This window comes from Microbispora sp. CA-135349, from assembly GCF_050947365.1.
In the GTDB taxonomy this organism is placed as follows: Bacteria; Actinomycetota; Actinomycetes; order Streptosporangiales; family Streptosporangiaceae; genus Microbispora.
In genome coordinates this window covers 2,949,764-2,965,327 of record NZ_CP192001.1, presented here as the reverse complement: position 1 = coordinate 2,965,327, position 15,564 = coordinate 2,949,764, and the positions used below count along the sequence as shown (strand labels likewise).

At 73.5% G+C, this 15,564-nt stretch carries 16 protein-coding genes; 10 read left to right on the top strand and 6 right to left on the bottom strand.

Going from position 1 to position 15,564, the window contains the following annotated elements; genetic code table 11:
- Positions 1 to 63: 63 nt before the first annotated feature.
- On the top strand, positions 64 to 1,062 hold the full coding sequence (locus tag ACQPZZ_RS13950; RefSeq protein WP_432932205.1) for an aldo/keto reductase family protein: 999 nt from the start codon (positions 64 to 66) through the stop codon (positions 1,060 to 1,062).
- 102 nt (positions 1,063 to 1,164) lie between these two features.
- Here ACQPZZ_RS13950 and ACQPZZ_RS13945 read toward each other — a convergent pair whose 3' ends face one another.
- Complete coding sequence (locus tag ACQPZZ_RS13945) at positions 1,165 to 1,371, bottom strand: hypothetical protein (protein ID WP_363637126.1); 207 nt, start codon at positions 1,369 to 1,371, stop codon at positions 1,165 to 1,167.
- Between the two features lie 190 nt (positions 1,372 to 1,561).
- On the opposite strand from ACQPZZ_RS13945, the gene ACQPZZ_RS13940 reads away from it, so the two are divergent.
- Positions 1,562 to 2,677, top strand: a complete 1,116-nt coding sequence (locus tag ACQPZZ_RS13940; protein ID WP_432932203.1) for a bifunctional adenosylcobinamide kinase/adenosylcobinamide-phosphate guanylyltransferase — start codon at positions 1,562 to 1,564, stop codon at positions 2,675 to 2,677.
- 18 nt (positions 2,678 to 2,695) lie between these two features.
- Positions 2,696 to 3,697: an adenosylcobinamide-GDP ribazoletransferase gene (locus tag ACQPZZ_RS13935; RefSeq protein ID WP_432932201.1), complete on the top strand. Its 1,002-nt coding sequence runs from the start codon at positions 2,696 to 2,698 to the stop codon at positions 3,695 to 3,697.
- A gap of 18 nt (positions 3,698 to 3,715) precedes the next feature.
- Here ACQPZZ_RS13935 and ACQPZZ_RS13930 read toward each other — a convergent pair whose 3' ends face one another.
- The 3 genes from ACQPZZ_RS13930 to ACQPZZ_RS13920 are packed head-to-tail and all read right to left on the bottom strand — an operon-like array spanning position 3,716 to position 6,101.
- Entirely contained in the window at positions 3,716 to 4,711 is a 996-nt protein-coding gene (locus tag ACQPZZ_RS13930; RefSeq protein ID WP_432932199.1) for a lysostaphin resistance A-like protein, read from the bottom strand.
- A gap of 5 nt (positions 4,712 to 4,716) precedes the next feature.
- Positions 4,717 to 5,733: a DUF1648 domain-containing protein gene (locus ACQPZZ_RS13925; RefSeq protein ID WP_432932197.1), complete on the bottom strand. Its 1,017-nt coding sequence runs from the start codon at positions 5,731 to 5,733 to the stop codon at positions 4,717 to 4,719.
- On the bottom strand, positions 5,730 to 6,101 hold the full coding sequence (locus tag ACQPZZ_RS13920) for a GntR family transcriptional regulator (protein ID WP_432932195.1): 372 nt from the start codon (positions 6,099 to 6,101) through the stop codon (positions 5,730 to 5,732). Before ACQPZZ_RS13920 ends, ACQPZZ_RS13925 begins: the two co-directional genes overlap by 4 nt.
- A gap of 124 nt (positions 6,102 to 6,225) precedes the next feature.
- Between ACQPZZ_RS13920 and ACQPZZ_RS13915 the strand changes: the two genes are divergently transcribed.
- From ACQPZZ_RS13915 to lipB, 6 genes are all read left to right on the top strand, one after another.
- Complete coding sequence (locus tag ACQPZZ_RS13915) at positions 6,226 to 7,758, top strand: leucyl aminopeptidase (protein WP_432932193.1); 1,533 nt, start codon at positions 6,226 to 6,228, stop codon at positions 7,756 to 7,758.
- Positions 7,759 to 7,881: 123 nt separating this feature from the next.
- Positions 7,882 to 9,261 carry a dihydrolipoyl dehydrogenase gene (gene lpdA / locus ACQPZZ_RS13910; RefSeq protein WP_432932191.1) on the top strand — a complete coding sequence of 460 codons (1,380 nt, stop codon included), beginning with the start codon at positions 7,882 to 7,884 and terminating at the stop codon, positions 9,259 to 9,261.
- A 33-nt stretch (positions 9,262 to 9,294) separates the two neighbouring features.
- Entirely contained in the window at positions 9,295 to 10,785 is a 1,491-nt protein-coding gene (sucB, locus tag ACQPZZ_RS13905; protein ID WP_432932189.1) for a 2-oxoglutarate dehydrogenase, E2 component, dihydrolipoamide succinyltransferase, read from the top strand.
- 391 nt (positions 10,786 to 11,176) lie between these two features.
- Positions 11,177 to 12,067: a TIGR01777 family oxidoreductase gene (locus ACQPZZ_RS13900; RefSeq protein WP_432932187.1), complete on the top strand. Its 891-nt coding sequence runs from the start codon at positions 11,177 to 11,179 to the stop codon at positions 12,065 to 12,067.
- A gap of 35 nt (positions 12,068 to 12,102) precedes the next feature.
- Positions 12,103 to 12,843, top strand: coding sequence for a Type 1 glutamine amidotransferase-like domain-containing protein (locus ACQPZZ_RS13895; RefSeq protein ID WP_432932185.1), 741 nt, complete (start codon positions 12,103 to 12,105; stop codon positions 12,841 to 12,843).
- A 2-nt stretch (positions 12,844 to 12,845) separates the two neighbouring features.
- The gene (gene lipB / locus ACQPZZ_RS13890; RefSeq protein WP_363637149.1) at positions 12,846 to 13,517 is read left to right on the top strand and encodes a lipoyl(octanoyl) transferase LipB; all 672 of its coding nucleotides are present in this window, start codon (positions 12,846 to 12,848) and stop codon (positions 13,515 to 13,517) included.
- A gap of 66 nt (positions 13,518 to 13,583) precedes the next feature.
- On the opposite strand, the gene ACQPZZ_RS13885 is transcribed toward lipB, so the two are convergent.
- Entirely contained in the window at positions 13,584 to 13,871 is a 288-nt protein-coding gene (locus ACQPZZ_RS13885; RefSeq protein ID WP_432932183.1) for a DUF6204 family protein, read from the bottom strand.
- Complete coding sequence (locus tag ACQPZZ_RS13880; protein WP_432932181.1) at positions 13,868 to 14,521, bottom strand: TetR/AcrR family transcriptional regulator; 654 nt, start codon at positions 14,519 to 14,521, stop codon at positions 13,868 to 13,870. Before ACQPZZ_RS13880 ends, ACQPZZ_RS13885 begins: the two co-directional genes overlap by 4 nt.
- A 44-nt stretch (positions 14,522 to 14,565) precedes the next feature.
- Here ACQPZZ_RS13880 and ACQPZZ_RS13875 point away from each other — a divergent pair, with 44 nt between their 5' ends.
- The gene (locus ACQPZZ_RS13875; protein ID WP_432932179.1) at positions 14,566 to 15,342 is read left to right on the top strand and encodes a hypothetical protein; all 777 of its coding nucleotides are present in this window, start codon (positions 14,566 to 14,568) and stop codon (positions 15,340 to 15,342) included.
- The last annotated feature ends 222 nt before the right edge of the window (positions 15,343 to 15,564 follow it).

Genomic DNA, 15,564 nt, shown 5'->3' with positions numbered 1-15,564 from the left:
CGGGCACCCTACCGCGAACCACCCGAAGGGCTTGTCCCGGCGAGATGACCTAGGGTCAGAGGCATGGAATACCGTCATCTTGGCCGCAGTGGCCTCATGGTCAGCGAGATCAGCTACGGCAACTGGATCACCCATGGGTCCCAGGTGGAGGAGGACGCCGCCGTCGAGTGCGTCCGGGCGGCTCTCGACGAGGGCGTCACGACCTTCGACACCGCCGACGTCTACGCCGGAACCAGGGCCGAGGAGGTCCTCGGCCGGGCGCTGAAGGGCGTACGCCGCGAGTCGCTGGAGATCTTCACCAAGGTCTACTGGCCCACGGGTGAGGGCAAGAACGACCGCGGTCTGTCCCGCAAGCACATCATGGAGTCGATCAACGGGTCGCTCCGCCGGCTCCAGACCGACTACGTCGACCTCTACCAGGCGCACCGCTTCGACGTCGAGACGCCGCTGGAGGAGACCCTGCGCGCCTTCGACGACCTCGTCCGGCAGGGCAAGGTGCTGTACGTCGGCGTGAGCGAGTGGACGGCCGACCAGATCGCCCGGGCGCTCAAGATCGCCGACGAGATGGGGTTCGACCGCCTGGTGTCGAACCAGCCGCAGTACTCGATGCTCTGGCGGGTCATCGAGGCCGAGGTCGTGCCGCTGTGCGAGAAGGAGGGCCTGGGCCAGATCGTCTGGTCGCCGATCGCGCAGGGCGTGCTGACCGGCAAGTACCAGCCCGGCCAGCCGCCGCCGGCCGGGTCCCGCGCCACCGACCCCAGCGGCTCCGGCTTCATCAGCCGGCTGCTGGAGGACGACGTGCTGCGCCGGGTGCAGGACCTCAAGCCGATCGCGGCCGACCTCGGGCTCACGATGGCCCAGCTCGCCGTGGCGTGGGTGCTGCAGAACCCCAACGTGTCGTCGGCCATCGTCGGGGCCACCAAGCCCGAGCAGGTGCGCGACAACGTCAAGGCCTCGGGCGTGAAGCTCGACGCCGAGGTGCTCAAGAAGATCGACGACGTGCTCGGTGCGGTCGTCGAGCGTGACCCGGCCAAGACCGTCAGCCCGTCCGCCCGTCCCTGATCCCGGCTCCGGTCCTGCCGATCGGCAGGGCCGGCCGGGGGTGGCGGGAGCGCGACCGCACCCGCCGCGGTCGCGCCCCCGCCGGGACCGGGCCGCGGGCGGTCATTCGGCGCGCAGCGACATCCCCGAGTATTCGACCCGCTCGTCCTCCATGAGCGAGACCTGCTCGACACCGGACTCGAGCAGCTCGCGCCAGCTCTCCCCCAGCCACGACTCCGCGTCCGACTGGCTGGAGAAGATCTCCCGCGGCAGCGGCCGGTCCGTGACCTCGCCGCCGTTCGCGTCCTCGTAACGCCACCGCCAAATCATCCGCACCCGCTCCTTCGGTTCCTCGCCGTCCCGCGCCGGGGCTCGCGCCCGGGCCGGTACGGCACAAAGACCGTGCAGCCGGACCCTATCCTCTCTGCCCGGACGTTCACTCCCCCTGTCGACGCCCCCTGTCGACACCCCCTGCCGACGCGGGGACCCGGCGACGACACGGACGTGGAAAGGCAACGGCATGAAGATCCGTCTGGAGGGGACCGCGGGCCCGGAGGGCTGGCCCGTCCCCGGCTGCCCCTGTGCGTCCTGCGGCCGGCTCGCCCCCGGCCACCGCCGCCCGGTTTCCGTCGTCGTCGACGACGGCGTACGGCTGCCGGACCCGGCAGCGGGACCGGCGCGGGGCGGGGCGGCGCCCGCGGGTGCGCCGGGACGGCCGCCCCGGCCGCGGGGTCCCCTCCCCGGCGGGCATGTGATCCGCCACACCGCCGACGGCTGCGAGGTCACCGGACCCGACGGCGGCCGCCTGCTGTACGCCGTGGGGCCGGCCACCGGCTCCCCCGGGCCGGACGCGGGCGCGCCCTTAGACGTGGTGCTCATGGACCTGCCCGACCGGCCGGAGCGGCTGGGCGACCTGCGTCGCCGCGGGCGCGTCACACCTGCCACCCGGATCATCGCGCTGCACCTCGATCACCGCGTCCCGGCCGAGAGCGAGCTGGCCCGCAGGCTCGGCTTCTGGGGCGCGGCGGCCGTACCCGACGGGACCGTCGTGGACACGGCGAGCGCGCAGGCGGTGCTCCGGGCGCAGCCACGCCGGACGCTGCTGCTGGGCGGGTCACGCTCCGGCAAGTCCGAGGAGGCCGAGCTCCGCCTGGCCGCCGAATCCGAGGTCACCTACGTCGCCACCGGTCCCTCGGGCGGGGACGACCCGGCCTGGCTCGCCCGCGTACGGGCGCACCGCGAACGGCGCCCGGCGCACTGGCGGACCATGGAGACGACCGACCTCGTGACCGTCCTGTCCGGCGGCCGGGGGACGTTCCTCGTCGACGGGCTCGGCACCTGGCTGGCCGCCGTGTTCGACGAGTGCGCCGCATGGCCGGACGACGCGCGTCCGGACGACCACCGCCCGGCCCTCGACCTGGTGGCGGAGCGGTGCGACGCCCTGGTGGCCGCCTGGCGCGGCACCCGCGCCCGGGTGGTGGCGGTCAGCGACGAGGTGGGCCTCGGGGTCATCCCCGCCACTCCCGCAGGGCGGCTGTTCCGTGACGCGCTCGGCCGCCTCAACCAGGCACTCGCCCGCGAGTCGGAGGACGCCGCCCTTGTGGTCGCCGGCCGGGTCGTCCCACTGCCCCTCTGAGAACTACGATCTTCCCCTGTGCCCGACGAACCTCGGATAAGCGGCCTCGGCGCGGCCTGGCGGCTCGCGGTCGGGACCTTCACGGTCCTCCCCGTGCGGCCGGTGGAGGTCGATCGTGCCGTGGCGGGACGCGCCATGGCGCTGGCGCCCTTCGTCGGGCTGCTGCCCGGCCTGATCGCCGCCGTGGTGCTCGTGGCCGCCGGTGCGGTGTCGGGCTCGCCGCTGATCGGCGCCGTCCTCGCGGTGGCGGCGCTGGCCTGGCTGACGCGAGCCCTGCACCTCGACGGCCTCGCGGACCTCGCCGACGGGCTCGGCAGCGGCAAGCCGGCCGACGGGGCGCTGGACGTGATGAAGCGCTCCGACATCGGCCCGTTCGGGGTCGTCACCGTCGTGATCGCTCTGTTCGCCCAGGTGGCCGCGCTGTCACGGGACGACTCCGTCGCCTGGGTCGCGCTGGTGACGGCCGTCGCGACCGGCAGGCTGGCGGTCACCTGGGCCTGCCGCGAGGGCGTGCCCGCCGCCCGGCCCACCGGCCTCGGCGCGCTCGTCGCCGGCACCGTACGGCGGGGCGTCGCGATCGGGGCCTCCCTCGCGACGGCCGCGGTGATCGCGGCGCTCGCACTCGTCGCGGCCGACGGCCCCCTGGTCCTGCGCACCCCGGATCTCGGCGGGTCCGAGGTCGCGGTGGACGTCGGAGCAGCGCTCGATCCGGCGAGTTCCTTCGGCGGCCTCTACACCGACTACGGCTATCCCGACCGGGCCTTCTCCCCCGGAGAGGTCTACGAGTGGGCCGCCGACGCGGGGGTGCGGCCCGCCGGGTTGCTGCACCGCCTGTCGGACGATCCGTACCTGATCACGGCGGCCGGGCTGCTGCTGGCGATGGCCGCCGGTCTGGGGGCGGCCGCGCTGCTGCGCCGCCGGGCCGTACGACGGCTGGGCGGCGTCACGGGTGACGTGCTCGGCGCCCTGGTGGAGACGGCCACGACGGTCACGCTGCTGGCCGCCGTCCTGCTGCTGTGACGCCGCGTGACGTGCGCGTCAGCGCGGCGCGGTGACGGGACGGAGGCGGTGGACGACGAGAGCGACGACCGCGAGCAGCACCCAGCCGACGATCCCGCTGATCCCGGCGAGCGCCGGGTTGGGCGGGGCCGCGGCGTCGCCGAGGAGCAGTGCCAGGCCCGTCGTGGCGTTCACCGAGGCGTGCGCGACGACTGCAGGCCACACGCTGCGCGAGCGCAGCCGCACCCAGCCGAGCAGCGCGCCGAAGATCACGCAGAAGCCGATGAACACCGGCGCGGCCCAGGCGCCGAGCGCCGGGTAGTTGTACCCCTTGAGCGTGAGCGGAGCGTGCCACAGCCCCCAGATCACCCCGGACAGCACCAGCGCCGGCCACACACGGGCGGGCCGCCACTCGCCCGGGCCGCTCTCCCCCGCAGCGGGGCCCGGCGGATCCGGCGCGTGGCCCGGCGACACCGTCCCATGGCCGGGCGAGACCGCCGGGTCGCCGAGCAGGCGCGGCAGCAGCCAGCCCCGCCAGCCCCACTCCTCCCCGAATGCCGGGATCGCGTTGAGGAACGGGGCGATCAGCACGGCCTGCACGGCCTGCACGACGTACAGGACCCGCGGGTCCAGCGGCACCTGGCCGAGGGCCGCGCCCAGTTGCGCGCGGTACAGGCTCAGCCCGGCGACATCGAGGCGCGCGACGCCCGCGGCGGCGCTGGCCAGGAGGGCGACGGCCACGAGGAGCGGCACGCCGAGCAGGGCCGCCGCCAGGAGCGCGACGGTCCTGCCCCGCTTCGGGCCGAACGTGAGACCGGTCGCCCACGCGAACTGCCGCGGCGTCGTGCCGCGCCGCCGGGCGAACCGCGCGGCGAGTACGCCCAGGGAGGGCGTGAACATGATCACGATGCCGAGGAGCTGGAAGGCGGGCGTGCCCAACCGCACGGCTCCCGTCCAGACGGGCAGCGCGATCAGCCACGAGACCCCGAACGCGACGAGGAGGAAGAGCCAGACATCGGCGTGGCGCCGGATCACGGTCATCACCTTCCGGCAGGGGGGCGACGGCGGGCGGCAAGGGCGTTGATCAGGGCGGCGCCCGCGGCGGCGTCGTCCACCGTGATCGCCAGCTCGCCGCCGGAGGTGTACCGGACGACCAGGCACTCGCCACCGCGAATCATGATGGTGGCGTGTCCGGGAAGGCCGCGATAGCCCCAGCCGCCGACCTGGCCCGGGTACCGTTCCTCCGACCAGGCCCGCTCCACGCGGTCGAGCCGCACCCTGCGCGAGGGCCACCTCAGCGGGCCGACCGACACGGTCAGCGCTTCGGGGACGACCCGCACCGAGACCGACGACAGCACCGCGCCGACCACACCGGTCAGGGCGAGCGGCACCACGGCGGCCCAGCCGCCGGGGAACCGGCCGGACAGGGCCAGGCCCGCGACGACCAGCGCGGCGGCGACGGACACGAGCGCGAGCCAGGCCGCCCAGGGCGCGGCAGTGGTGGAGACCCACACCGGGCGCTTCCCCGGATCCAGGTCGATCAGCGCTCCCGGCTGCGGCGCCGCCGGGGAGACGTCGGGGCCGCGCCGTCCGGCGAGCCGGCCCAGCGCCCCGAGCACGAGCGGGGCGGCGACGACCACCGCGACCTGCCAGCTCATGTTCGCCGCGCGGGTCCAGTCGCCGCGGTCGAGGTTCGCGGCGATCGTGAAGACCTGTATGAGGACCACGAACCCGCCCGCCCAGGCCAGCCCGGCGCAGGCCCAGGCGCGCGGCGCCCGGCGGACCAGCGTGCGGGCCCGCGCCGCGACGCCTGCGCCGACGAGCCCCGCGACGACGGCCCACAACACGACCGGAAAGAGCACGAAGGCCCCGAACGCCATGGAGCCGTCGGGCCGCCCCGACGCCCCCCAGTGAGTGGCAAGCGGGTCCGGCAGCCGGTCGGCGAACGCCAGCGGCACCGCGACGAGCACGGCGGCGACCAGGACGGCCCAGGCCGCGGAGGCCAGCAGGAATCGGGTGCGGAAGCCGGTCACGGTGTCGTGCTGGGGGCCGGTCATGCCATCTCCTCGCTGATGTCCTTGATGAGGGCGACGACCTCGTCCGCGCTGACGCCGTACTCGGCCGCCTCATCCAGCAGCTCTCGCGCACGCGCCCTGAGCACCTCACGCCCGTCGGGCCGTCGCAGCACCGACACGCCTCGCCCGCGGCGGAACTCCAGCAGGCCCTCGTCCCGCAGGTCGCGCAGCGAGCGCAGCACCGTGTTCGCGTTGACGCCCAGCGCCTGGGCCAGATCGCGGGCCGGCGGCAGCCGGTCGCCCGGAGCGACGTCACCGGCCCCGATCGCGCGCCTGATGGCTGCGGCCACCTGTTCGTGCAGGGGCCGCGGATCGTTGAGGTCGAGTGTGAGCAACATGGTGCTATTCACATTAGCACCATGCGCCAGGAAGGTCCGAATGGAGCTACTTTCATTGGCATCATCCGGCGCGAGGATAGGTGGGATGAACCCTCGTTTATGCGTAGCCGAGTGAGCCCAGCTAGCATCGGCTCACGTGACCACAGTGCGCATAAACGCATCTGACGCGGTCTCCATCGAGACCGGTGCTCTCATAATCGGCGTCCACACGACCCCGGAGGGTCCACGCCCGGCCCCCGGAGGCGAAGGCCTCGACCAGGCCCTGGACGGACGACTCGCCGAGATCCTCACCACCATGGGGTTCAGCGGCAAGGCCGAGGAAGTGGCGAAGTTCCCGACTTTCGGGGCGCTACCCGCACCCGTCGCCGTCGCCGTGGGCCTCGGCGACACGCCGCAGGGCGGCCCAGAGGACGGCCCAGAGAACGGCTACGACCTGGAGACCCTGCGCCGCGCGGCCGGGGCGGCCGTCCGTTCCCTCGCCGGTACGGCGTCCGCGGCGCTCGCGCTGCCCGCCCGTACGGCCGCCGAGGCGGAGGCCGTGGCGCTGGGCGGCCTGCTGGGCGCCTACGACTTCACGCGGTACCGCACGGGTGGTGACCGCAAGCAGCCGGTCGGGGAGCTGACCGTCCTGTCCGGCGCGGCCGGGGCCGAGGAGGCCCTCGCGCACGCGGCCACGCTCGCCGACGCGGTCACCCTCGTCCGCGACCTGGTGAACACGCCGCCCTCGGACCTGTGGCCCGCGCGTTTCGCCGAGATCGCCCAGAAGACGGGCGGCGAGGCCGGTCTGTCGGTCGAGGTGCTGGACGAGACCAGGCTCAAGGAGGACGGCTACGGCGGCATCATCGGCGTCGGCCAGGGCTCGGTCAATCCGCCGCGTCTGGTCCGCGTGGCCTACAGCCACCCCCAGGCCACCCGGAAGGTCGCCTTCGTCGGCAAGGGCATCACCTTCGACTCCGGCGGCCTGTCGCTCAAGCCCTCCGCCTCCATGGACTGGATGAAGTCCGACATGGGCGGTGCGGGAGCCGTGTTGGGCGCGCTCGTCGCGATCGCCCGGCTGGGCCTGCGCGTCAACGCGGTCGGCTACCTCTGCCTGGCCGAGAACATGCCCTCGGGCAGCGCCCAGCGCCCCTCCGACGTCCTGCACACCTACAGCGGCAAGACCGTCGAGGTGCTCGACACCGACGCCGAGGGCCGCCTGGTGCTGATCGACGGCATCGCCCGCGCCGCCGAGGACGAGCCCGACGTGATCATCGACGTCGCCACCCTGACCGGCGCCCAGATCGTGGCGCTCGGGTGGCGTACGGCCGGTGTGATGGCCAACGACGACGATCTGCGCGAGGAGATCGTCCGCATCGCCGGCGAGCAGGGCGAGGGCGCCTGGGGCATGCCGCTGCCCGCCGAACTGCGCAAGGGGCTCGACTCCGCGGTCGCCGACATCGCCAACCTCCAGCCCGAGCGGTGGGGCAGCATGCTCGCCGCGGGCATCTTCCTGCGCGAGTTCGTCCCCGAAGGCGTCCCGTGGGCGCACGTGGACATGGCCGGGCCCGCGTTCAACAAGGCCGAGCCGCACGGCTACACGCCCAAGGGCGGCACCGGCGCGCTGACCCGCACGCTCGTCGCCGTCGCCGAACGCTACGCGGGGAACGGCACGTCCGCGCAGGCTGTTTAAACAGGAAGACGGCTCCGCCGCGGCGGGCCCGCGGGCACGGGGCGGGGCCACGAACTTCCGGGACAAGTGAAAAGATGCTGCCGGGTCCATCCGGCGGTGCGAATACGACCAAGGAGCATTCCAGTGGCTGATGGCAGCGGCCCCTACGACATCGTCGTCCTAGGTGGCGGTAGCGGTGGTTACGCCTGTGCCCTGCGGGCGGCCGAGCTCGGCATGAACGTCGTCCTCATCGAGAAGGACAAGGTCGGGGGCACCTGCCTGCACCGCGGCTGCATCCCCACCAAGGCGCTGCTGCACGCGGCCGAGCTCGCCGACCAGGCTCGCGAAGGCGAGTCGTTCGGCGTCCGCACCCGGCTGGAGGGCATCGACGTCCCCGGCGTCCACGCGTACAAGGACAAGGTGATCGGGGGCCTGTACAAGGGCCTGGCCGGCCTCATCAAGAGCAAGAAGATCACCGTGGTCGAGGGCGAGGGCCGCCTGGCCGGCCCCAACCGCGTCGTGGTCGGCGACCAGGTGTACGAGGGCCGCAACGTCGTGCTGGCGACCGGTTCCGTGCCGAAGTCGCTGCCCGGCCTGGACATCGACGGCGAGAAGGTGATCAGCAGCGACCACGCGCTGGTCCTCGACCGTGTCCCGTCCTCGGTCGTCATCCTGGGCGGCGGCGTGATCGGCGTCGAGTTCGCCAGCGTGTGGCGCTCGTTCGGCGCCGAGGTCACGATCGTCGAGGCGCTGCCGCACCTGCTGCCGCTGGAGGACGAGTCCAGCTCCAAGCTGCTGGAGCGCGCCTTCCGCCGCCGCGGCATCAAGTACGAGCTGGGCGCCAGGTTCGAGAGCGTCAAGACCACCGACACCGGGGTCGTCGTCTCCCTGGAGAACGGCAAGACCCTCGACGCCGAGATCATGCTGGTCGCCGTCGGCCGCGGCCCGGTCTCGGCCGGCCTCGGCTACGAGGAGAACGGCGTCACGATGGAGCGCGGCTACGTGCTCGTCAACGAGTTCTGCCAGACCAGCGTGCCGGGCGTCTACGCCGTGGGCGACCTGATCCCCACGCTGCAGCTCGCCCACGTCGGCTTCGCCGAGGGCATCCTGGTCGCCGAGCACATCGCCGGCCTGAACCCGGTGCCGATCGACTACGACGGCGTGCCCCGCATCACCTACTCCGAGCCCGAGGTCGCGTCGGTGGGTGTCGCCACGTCGGTCGCCCGCGAGCGCGGTCACGACGTCGTCGAGCTGAACTACAACCTCGCCGGCAACGGCAGGAGCAAGATCCTGCAGACCCAGGGCGAGGTCAAGGTCGTCGCCGAGCGCGACGGCCGCGTGCTCGGCGTCCACATGGTCGGCAGCCGGGTGGGCGAGCTGATCGCGGAGGCCCAGCTGATCTTCAACTGGGAGGCCACGGCCACCGACGTCGCCCAGCTCATCCACCCGCACCCGACCCAGTCCGAGGCCCTCGGCGAGGCGATGCTGGCCCTGGCCGGCAAGCCGCTGCACGTCCACAACTGAAGCCCTCCTAGCGAACGCGAGAGAAGACACACCATGCCGGTCTCCGTAACCATGCCCCAGCTCGGCGAGAGCGTTACCGAGGGCACCGTCACCCGCTGGCTGAAGAAGGAAGGCGACCGCGTCGAGGCCGACGAGCCGCTCCTCGAGGTGTCGACCGACAAGGTCGACACCGAGATCCCTTCGCCGTCCGCGGGTTACCTCACCAAGATCATTGTTGCCGAGGACGAGACGGTCGAGGTCGGCGCCGAGCTCGCCCTGATCGACTCCGAGGCGGGCGCCGCTCCGGCCGCCGCCGAGCCCGCGGCTCCCGCCCCGCAGCCCGAGCCCGAGCCGGAGCCCGCTCCGGCCCCCGCGCAGGCGGCGGCGCCCGAGCCCGCGCCGATCTCGTCGATCCCGCAGCCCGCGCCCGCCGTGGTGACGCCGCAGCCGGCGCCCCAGGCGCCCGCCCCGGCTCCGCAGGCTCCGGCTCAGCAGGCTCCGCAGCCGCAGGCGCCCGCCCCGGCCGCGCAGCCGAGCGAGCCGACCCCGCTGCCGTCCGGCGAGAGCCCGTACGTCACGCCGCTGGTCCGCAAGCTCGCCGCCGAGCACGGCGTCGACCTCGACGCGCTGACCGGCACCGGCGTCGGCGGCCGGATCCGCAAGCAGGACGTCATCGAGGCCGCCCGGGTGCAGCGTGAGCAGGCCGCCGCCGCTGCCGCCGCTCCGGCTGCCCCGCAGGCGGCGCCCGCCGCCCCGGCCCAGGCGCCCGCCGCCCCGGTCGCCGCCTCCGCCCCGGCTCCCGAGGTGCAGGCCGACACCACGCTGCGCGGCCGTACGGAGAAGATGTCGCGCCTGCGGCAGACCATCGCAAAGCGCATGGTGGAGTCGCTGCAGGTCTCGGCCCAGCTCACCACCGTGGTCGAGGTCGACGTCACCCGCATCGCGCAGCTCCGCAACCGGGCCAAGGACGAGTTCCTGCGGCGCGAGGGCGTGAAGCTGTCGTTCATGCCGTTCTTCGCCCAGGCGGCGATCGAGGCGCTCAAGCAGCACCCGAAGCTGAACGCCACGATCAACAGCGAGACCAACGAGGTCACCTACTTCGACGTCGAGCACCTGGGCTTCGCGACCGACACCGAGCGCGGCCTGCTCGTCCCGGTGATCAAGAACGCGGGCGACCTCAACATCGCCGGGCTCGCCCGTAAGATCGCCGACCTCGCCGAGCGCACCCGCACCAACAAGGTGAGCCCGGACGAGATCACCGGCGGCACGTTCACGCTGACCAACACCGGCAGCCGGGGCGCGCTGTTCGACACGCCGATCCTCAACCAGCCGCAGGTCGGCATGCTGGGCACCGGCGCGGTCGTCAAGCGCCCGGTCGTCGTGGACACGCCGGAGGGCGAGGTCATCGCGGTCCGCTCGATGGTGTACCTGGCGCTCAGCTACGACCACCGCCTGGTGGACGGCGCCGACGCCGCCCGTTTCCTCACGACGATCAAGCACCGTCTCGAGGAGGGCCGCTTCGAGGCCCAGCTCGGCCTGGCGTAGCCGTACGCCCGGGGCCGGCGTGAGCCGCACGCCCCGACGCCGTTGGGCCGTCCCGCACGTCGCGGGGCGGCCCTCGCCGTTTTCCGGCAGGTCCACGGCACAGCCGGGCGGCCCATCCAGCCGGCACAGTCGGACGGCGCAGCCGGACGGCACAGTCGGACGGCACAGTCGGACGGCACAGTCGGACGGCGCAGCCGGACGGCACAGTCGGACGGCACAGTCGGACGGCACAGTCGGACGGCGCAGCCGGACGGCACAGTCCGCCCTCCTGCGGCGCGTGCGCCGGCGGCGGGAGCGACGTCCCGGATTTCCTGCCGCGCCCGGCTCGATCAGCGCGCCCGTCGCGCGGTGAAACCGCTCCCCGCGTGGTAGTGAACTGTGCGTGGAGACGATGACGGCAGTGGTGACGGGCTCTTCTGGACTGCTCGGAACGGCCCTGGTCGGCGCGCTGCGCGCCGACGGGCACGAGGTGCGCCGGCTTGTACGGCGCACGCCCGCCGGGCCCGACGAGCGCTTCTGGGACCCGGCGAACGGGATACTCGATCCGGCGGCGCTGGAGGGCGCGGACGCCGTCGTCCACCTGGCCGGCGCCGGGATCGGCGACCGGCGGTGGTCCGAGGCGTACAAACGGGAGCTGGTGGACAGCCGCGTCGGCGGCACGCGCACCCTCGCCGAGGCGCTGGCCCGGGCGGAGGGGGGACCACGGGTGCTGCTGTCCTCCTCCGCGATCGGCTTCTACGGCGACACCGGCGACCGGGAGGTGGACGAGTCGGCGCCGCCGGGCCGGGGCTTCCTCGCCGATCTCGTACGCGGCTGGGAGACGGCCACCGAGCCCGCCGGGGAGGCGGGCGTGCGGGTGACGCTGCTGCGCAGCGGCATGGTGCTCACCGGCCGGGGCGGCGCGCTCGCCCGGATGCTGCCGATCTTCAAGATGGGCGCGGGCGCCGTGCTCGGCAGCGGCAGGCAGTACGTCTCATGGATCTCGCTGCCCGACTGGGTCGGCGCGGTGCGCTTCCTGCTCGCCCGCGAACTGGCCGGGCCGGTGAACCTCACGGCTCCCGAGCCGGTGACCAACGCCGACTACACCGCCGCGCTCGCCAGGGCGCTGAAGCGCCCGACGATGCCGGTCCCGGCCCCGCGGTTCGCGCTGCGCCTCGCGCTCGGGGAGTTCGCCGACGAGGCCCTGCTCGCCGGGCAGCGGGTGCTCCCCCGGCGGCTGCTCGACGCAGGTCACCGGTTCGCCCATCCCACCATCGGCGAGGCTTTGGCCGCCGTACTCTGAAGAGTCATTCGATCCGGGAACGGGAGTGGTGGGGCATGAGCCGCATCGGGCAGTCGCACATCGTCGCCATCGGAGGCGGATCATTCCGGCAGACGGAGCGGTACGGGTTCGTCGAGCCGACCGCGCTGCTGCGCTACGTCCTCGACCTGACCGGGCAGGACCGGCCCAAGCTCGGCCTGCTCGCCACCGCCACCGGCGACGACGCCGACTGGCTGCTCAAGATGTACGGCGCGTTCGCCCGCTGGGACGTCGAGGTGAGCCACCTGACGGTCTTCCCGATGCCGAACGTCGAGGACCCCCGCGAGTGGATCCTGGAGCAGGACGCGATCTACGTGAGCGGCGGCAGCGTCGCCAACCTCGCCGCGCTGTGGCGGCTGCACGGCCTGGACGAGGCGTTCGCCGAGGCGTGGCGGGCCGGGATCGTGCTGTCCGGGCAGAGCGCCGGCGCGCTGTGCTGGCACGTCGGCGGCAACACCGACTCGTTCGGGCCGCGGCTGCGCCCCTGGGCCGAGGGCCTGGCCCTGCTCCCCCACTCCTGCGGCGTCCACTACAACTCCGACCCGCAGCGGCGGGCGCTGCTGCACGAGTCGGTCGCGTCGGGCGAGCTGCCCGAGGGGTACGCCGCCGACGAGGGCGTGGCGCTGCACTACGTGGGCACCGAGTTCATCCAGGCCGTGACCATCGACCCCGAGGGGTACGCCTACCGGATCGAACGGGACGGTCCCTCGGTCAAGGAGCTGCGTATCGAGCCCCGGCTGCTGACCTCTACGCTGTGACCGTGAAGGGCGATGGGAATGTGAAGGGCGTGGCCATCGTCCGCCTGGGGGTCGACGTACCGTACGAGCAGGCCTGGACCCTGCAGCGGCGGCTGCACACCCGGCGGGCGGCCGACGAGATCTCCGACCTGTGCCTCATGCTGGAACACGCCCCCGTCTACACGGCGGGCAAGCGGACGCTGCCGCACGAGCGGCCGGTCGACGGCACGCCGGTCATCGACGTGGACCGGGGCGGGAAGATCACCTGGCATGGTCCGGGTCAGCTCGTCTGCTACCCCATCATCCGCATCGGCGACGTGGTCTCCTACGTCCGTTCCCTGGAGGAGGTCCTGATCCAGGTCTGCGCCGACTTCGGGCTGACGGCGCGGCGGGTCGAGGGCCGCGGCGGGGTGTGGGTGCCCGGTGATCCCGGGCACGGGCTGCCCGACCGCAGGATCGGCACGATCGGCATCCGGGTCTCCGGCGGGGTCACCATGCACGGCTTCGCGCTCAACTGCGTCAACGACCTGAGCTGGTACACCCGCATCACCGGTGACGACGCCGGCGTCACGTCGCTGTCGGCCGAGACCGGCCGCCGCATCACGGTCGACGAGGTCATCCCGTTCGCCGGCAAGCGCCTCGCCGAGGCACTCGGCCAGGAGCCGTACGACCTGTACGAGGAGGATCTCACCTGACGGGCGGGCCGCCTCGCGCCCGCCGCCGCCGTCCGTGCGGCGCCTTCCCACAACCGCGGGACACGGCTACACGCCGCGGCCCTTGCGGCGGATCTTGATCTGGCGCATGTCGGTCACCGCGATCCGCAGGATCTCGTACGGGTGCCCGTGCGCGTCCAGCGCGGCCATCGCCCCCAGCGCGGCCTCGTCCTCGCCGTCGTCCGGGCCCGCGGGCACCTGGCAGCGGAAGGTGAAGGCGGACACGCTCGCGTCGTGGGTGAACGAGCCGTCCTCGGTGTAGGCGGCGCCGCCCGCCGCCATCACGGCGACCCGGCCAGCGTCGTCGAGGCCCCCGAACTTCCCTCTGATCGTCACTCTGAACACGTTGATCCCTCTCGTACGGCGTAGGTGCGGACGCGCTCGCCCAGGAGGCCCTCGGCGACGTCGAGCAACTCCAGCACGGCGGCCGCGACGGCGTCCGGGCTCTCCCCCGCCGCCGTACGCCGCCCGATCTCGGCGTACACCAGCGAGTGGAGGCAGCCGATGTGCCAGGCGACCACGCGCGGCAGCGGATCACCGGCGTCCGCGCCGGTCTCCTCGGCCAGAATGACCGCCAGCGCCTCGGTCATCTGACGGCCGAGGTCCTCCAGCCGCGCGGTCAGCGTGGGGGCGGCCCGCATCATCTCCAGGACACGCCCGAATCCCGCGCTCAGCCCGACGCTGCGTTCGCGCCCGTGGATCTCCCGGCGCAGGCGCTCCAGCACCGCGACGGCCGCCGGCTGCCCCGGCGGCCGTTCCCGCACGATGTCGGCCAGCCGCCGGGGCGACGCCTCCTCGGGCGGGAGGACCAGGTCCTCCTTGGCCTCGAAGTAGTTGTAGACGGTGTTGACCGAGACCTCGGCGGCCTGCGCGACCTCTGCCATCGTGACGTTGTCGAAGCCGCGCTCCACGAACAGCCCGACCGCCACCTCGGCGATGCGCTGCCGGGTCTGCCGCTTCTTGCGCTCTCGTAGCCCCTCGGCCATTCCTGCACTCTATTGCAAGGTTGCAGTCGATTGCATTTTTCCGGTTGGGCAGCGCATTGGGCAGGGTGCGGCGGCGGCCCGTGCTGCTCGTCGGCCTCCCACTGCTGCTCACCCTGACGCCGCGCGAGCGGGCGGGCATGCTCGGCGCGGAGCTCGCGCGCGACGTCAGCGGCGACCCCGGGCGCGGCCTGCTCGTCCCGGCGGCGCTCGTCACCACGGGCAAGTGGCGGCACGCCCTGGTGGACATGCGGGTGGACCGGTTCCCCGACTTCGGCGACCCCCTGCTGGCGCACCACGGCGGACCGGGGGGCAGGATGGCGTCGCAGGCGATCGGCAAGGTCGCCGGATGGGTGCTGGTGTGGCCGCTCCTGCTGGCCGAGCTCGCGTTGCGCCGGCTCGTCTCCGTCCAGGCACAACACGCCGTCCACTACGCCGACCAGGTCGCGGCCCGCGCCGTCTCGTCGCGCGCCGTCGTCGAATACCTCGACGCGCTCACCATGGCGGAAAGCCGCCTCACTCCGGTCATGGCCGCGGCCAGGCGCGGGGAGACGGCCGAGGAGATCCGCCGCGCCGTGCTCTCCGGCGACGCCGGCCGCGAACTGATCACCGCACGGCGGGAGGACTCCCTCGCCGGGCAGGGCGCCTGGCAGGCGGAGCCCCCGGCGGCGCTGCGGGCCGTCCTCCTCGAATCCGCCGGCGTCGGCGACGGCCCGGTGGGTCTCGGCCCGGTGGGTCTCGGCCCCGGCGAGTCGGACCGGATCGACGCCGAGCTGTCCCGTCACCTCGCCCGCGCGGTGCGGGAGCTGTCCCACGGCACCTGATCGCCGGGCCGGAAATCGCGCCCTCACGCGTGAGGTTCCCCACGTCGCCGCCGCCTCCGGCGCGAGAGGCCAGAGGGCCGGGCTTCCTCCGGAGGTTCCGGTGAAAGCAGGTAATAAGCTGGGTTTGTGAACGAGCGTTCCGACAGGCACGCAGGCCCGCGTACGGCGCCGGGCCCCGTGTTCCCGCTCGGACCCCGGGCCCGCGGACCGCTGCCGCGGAGT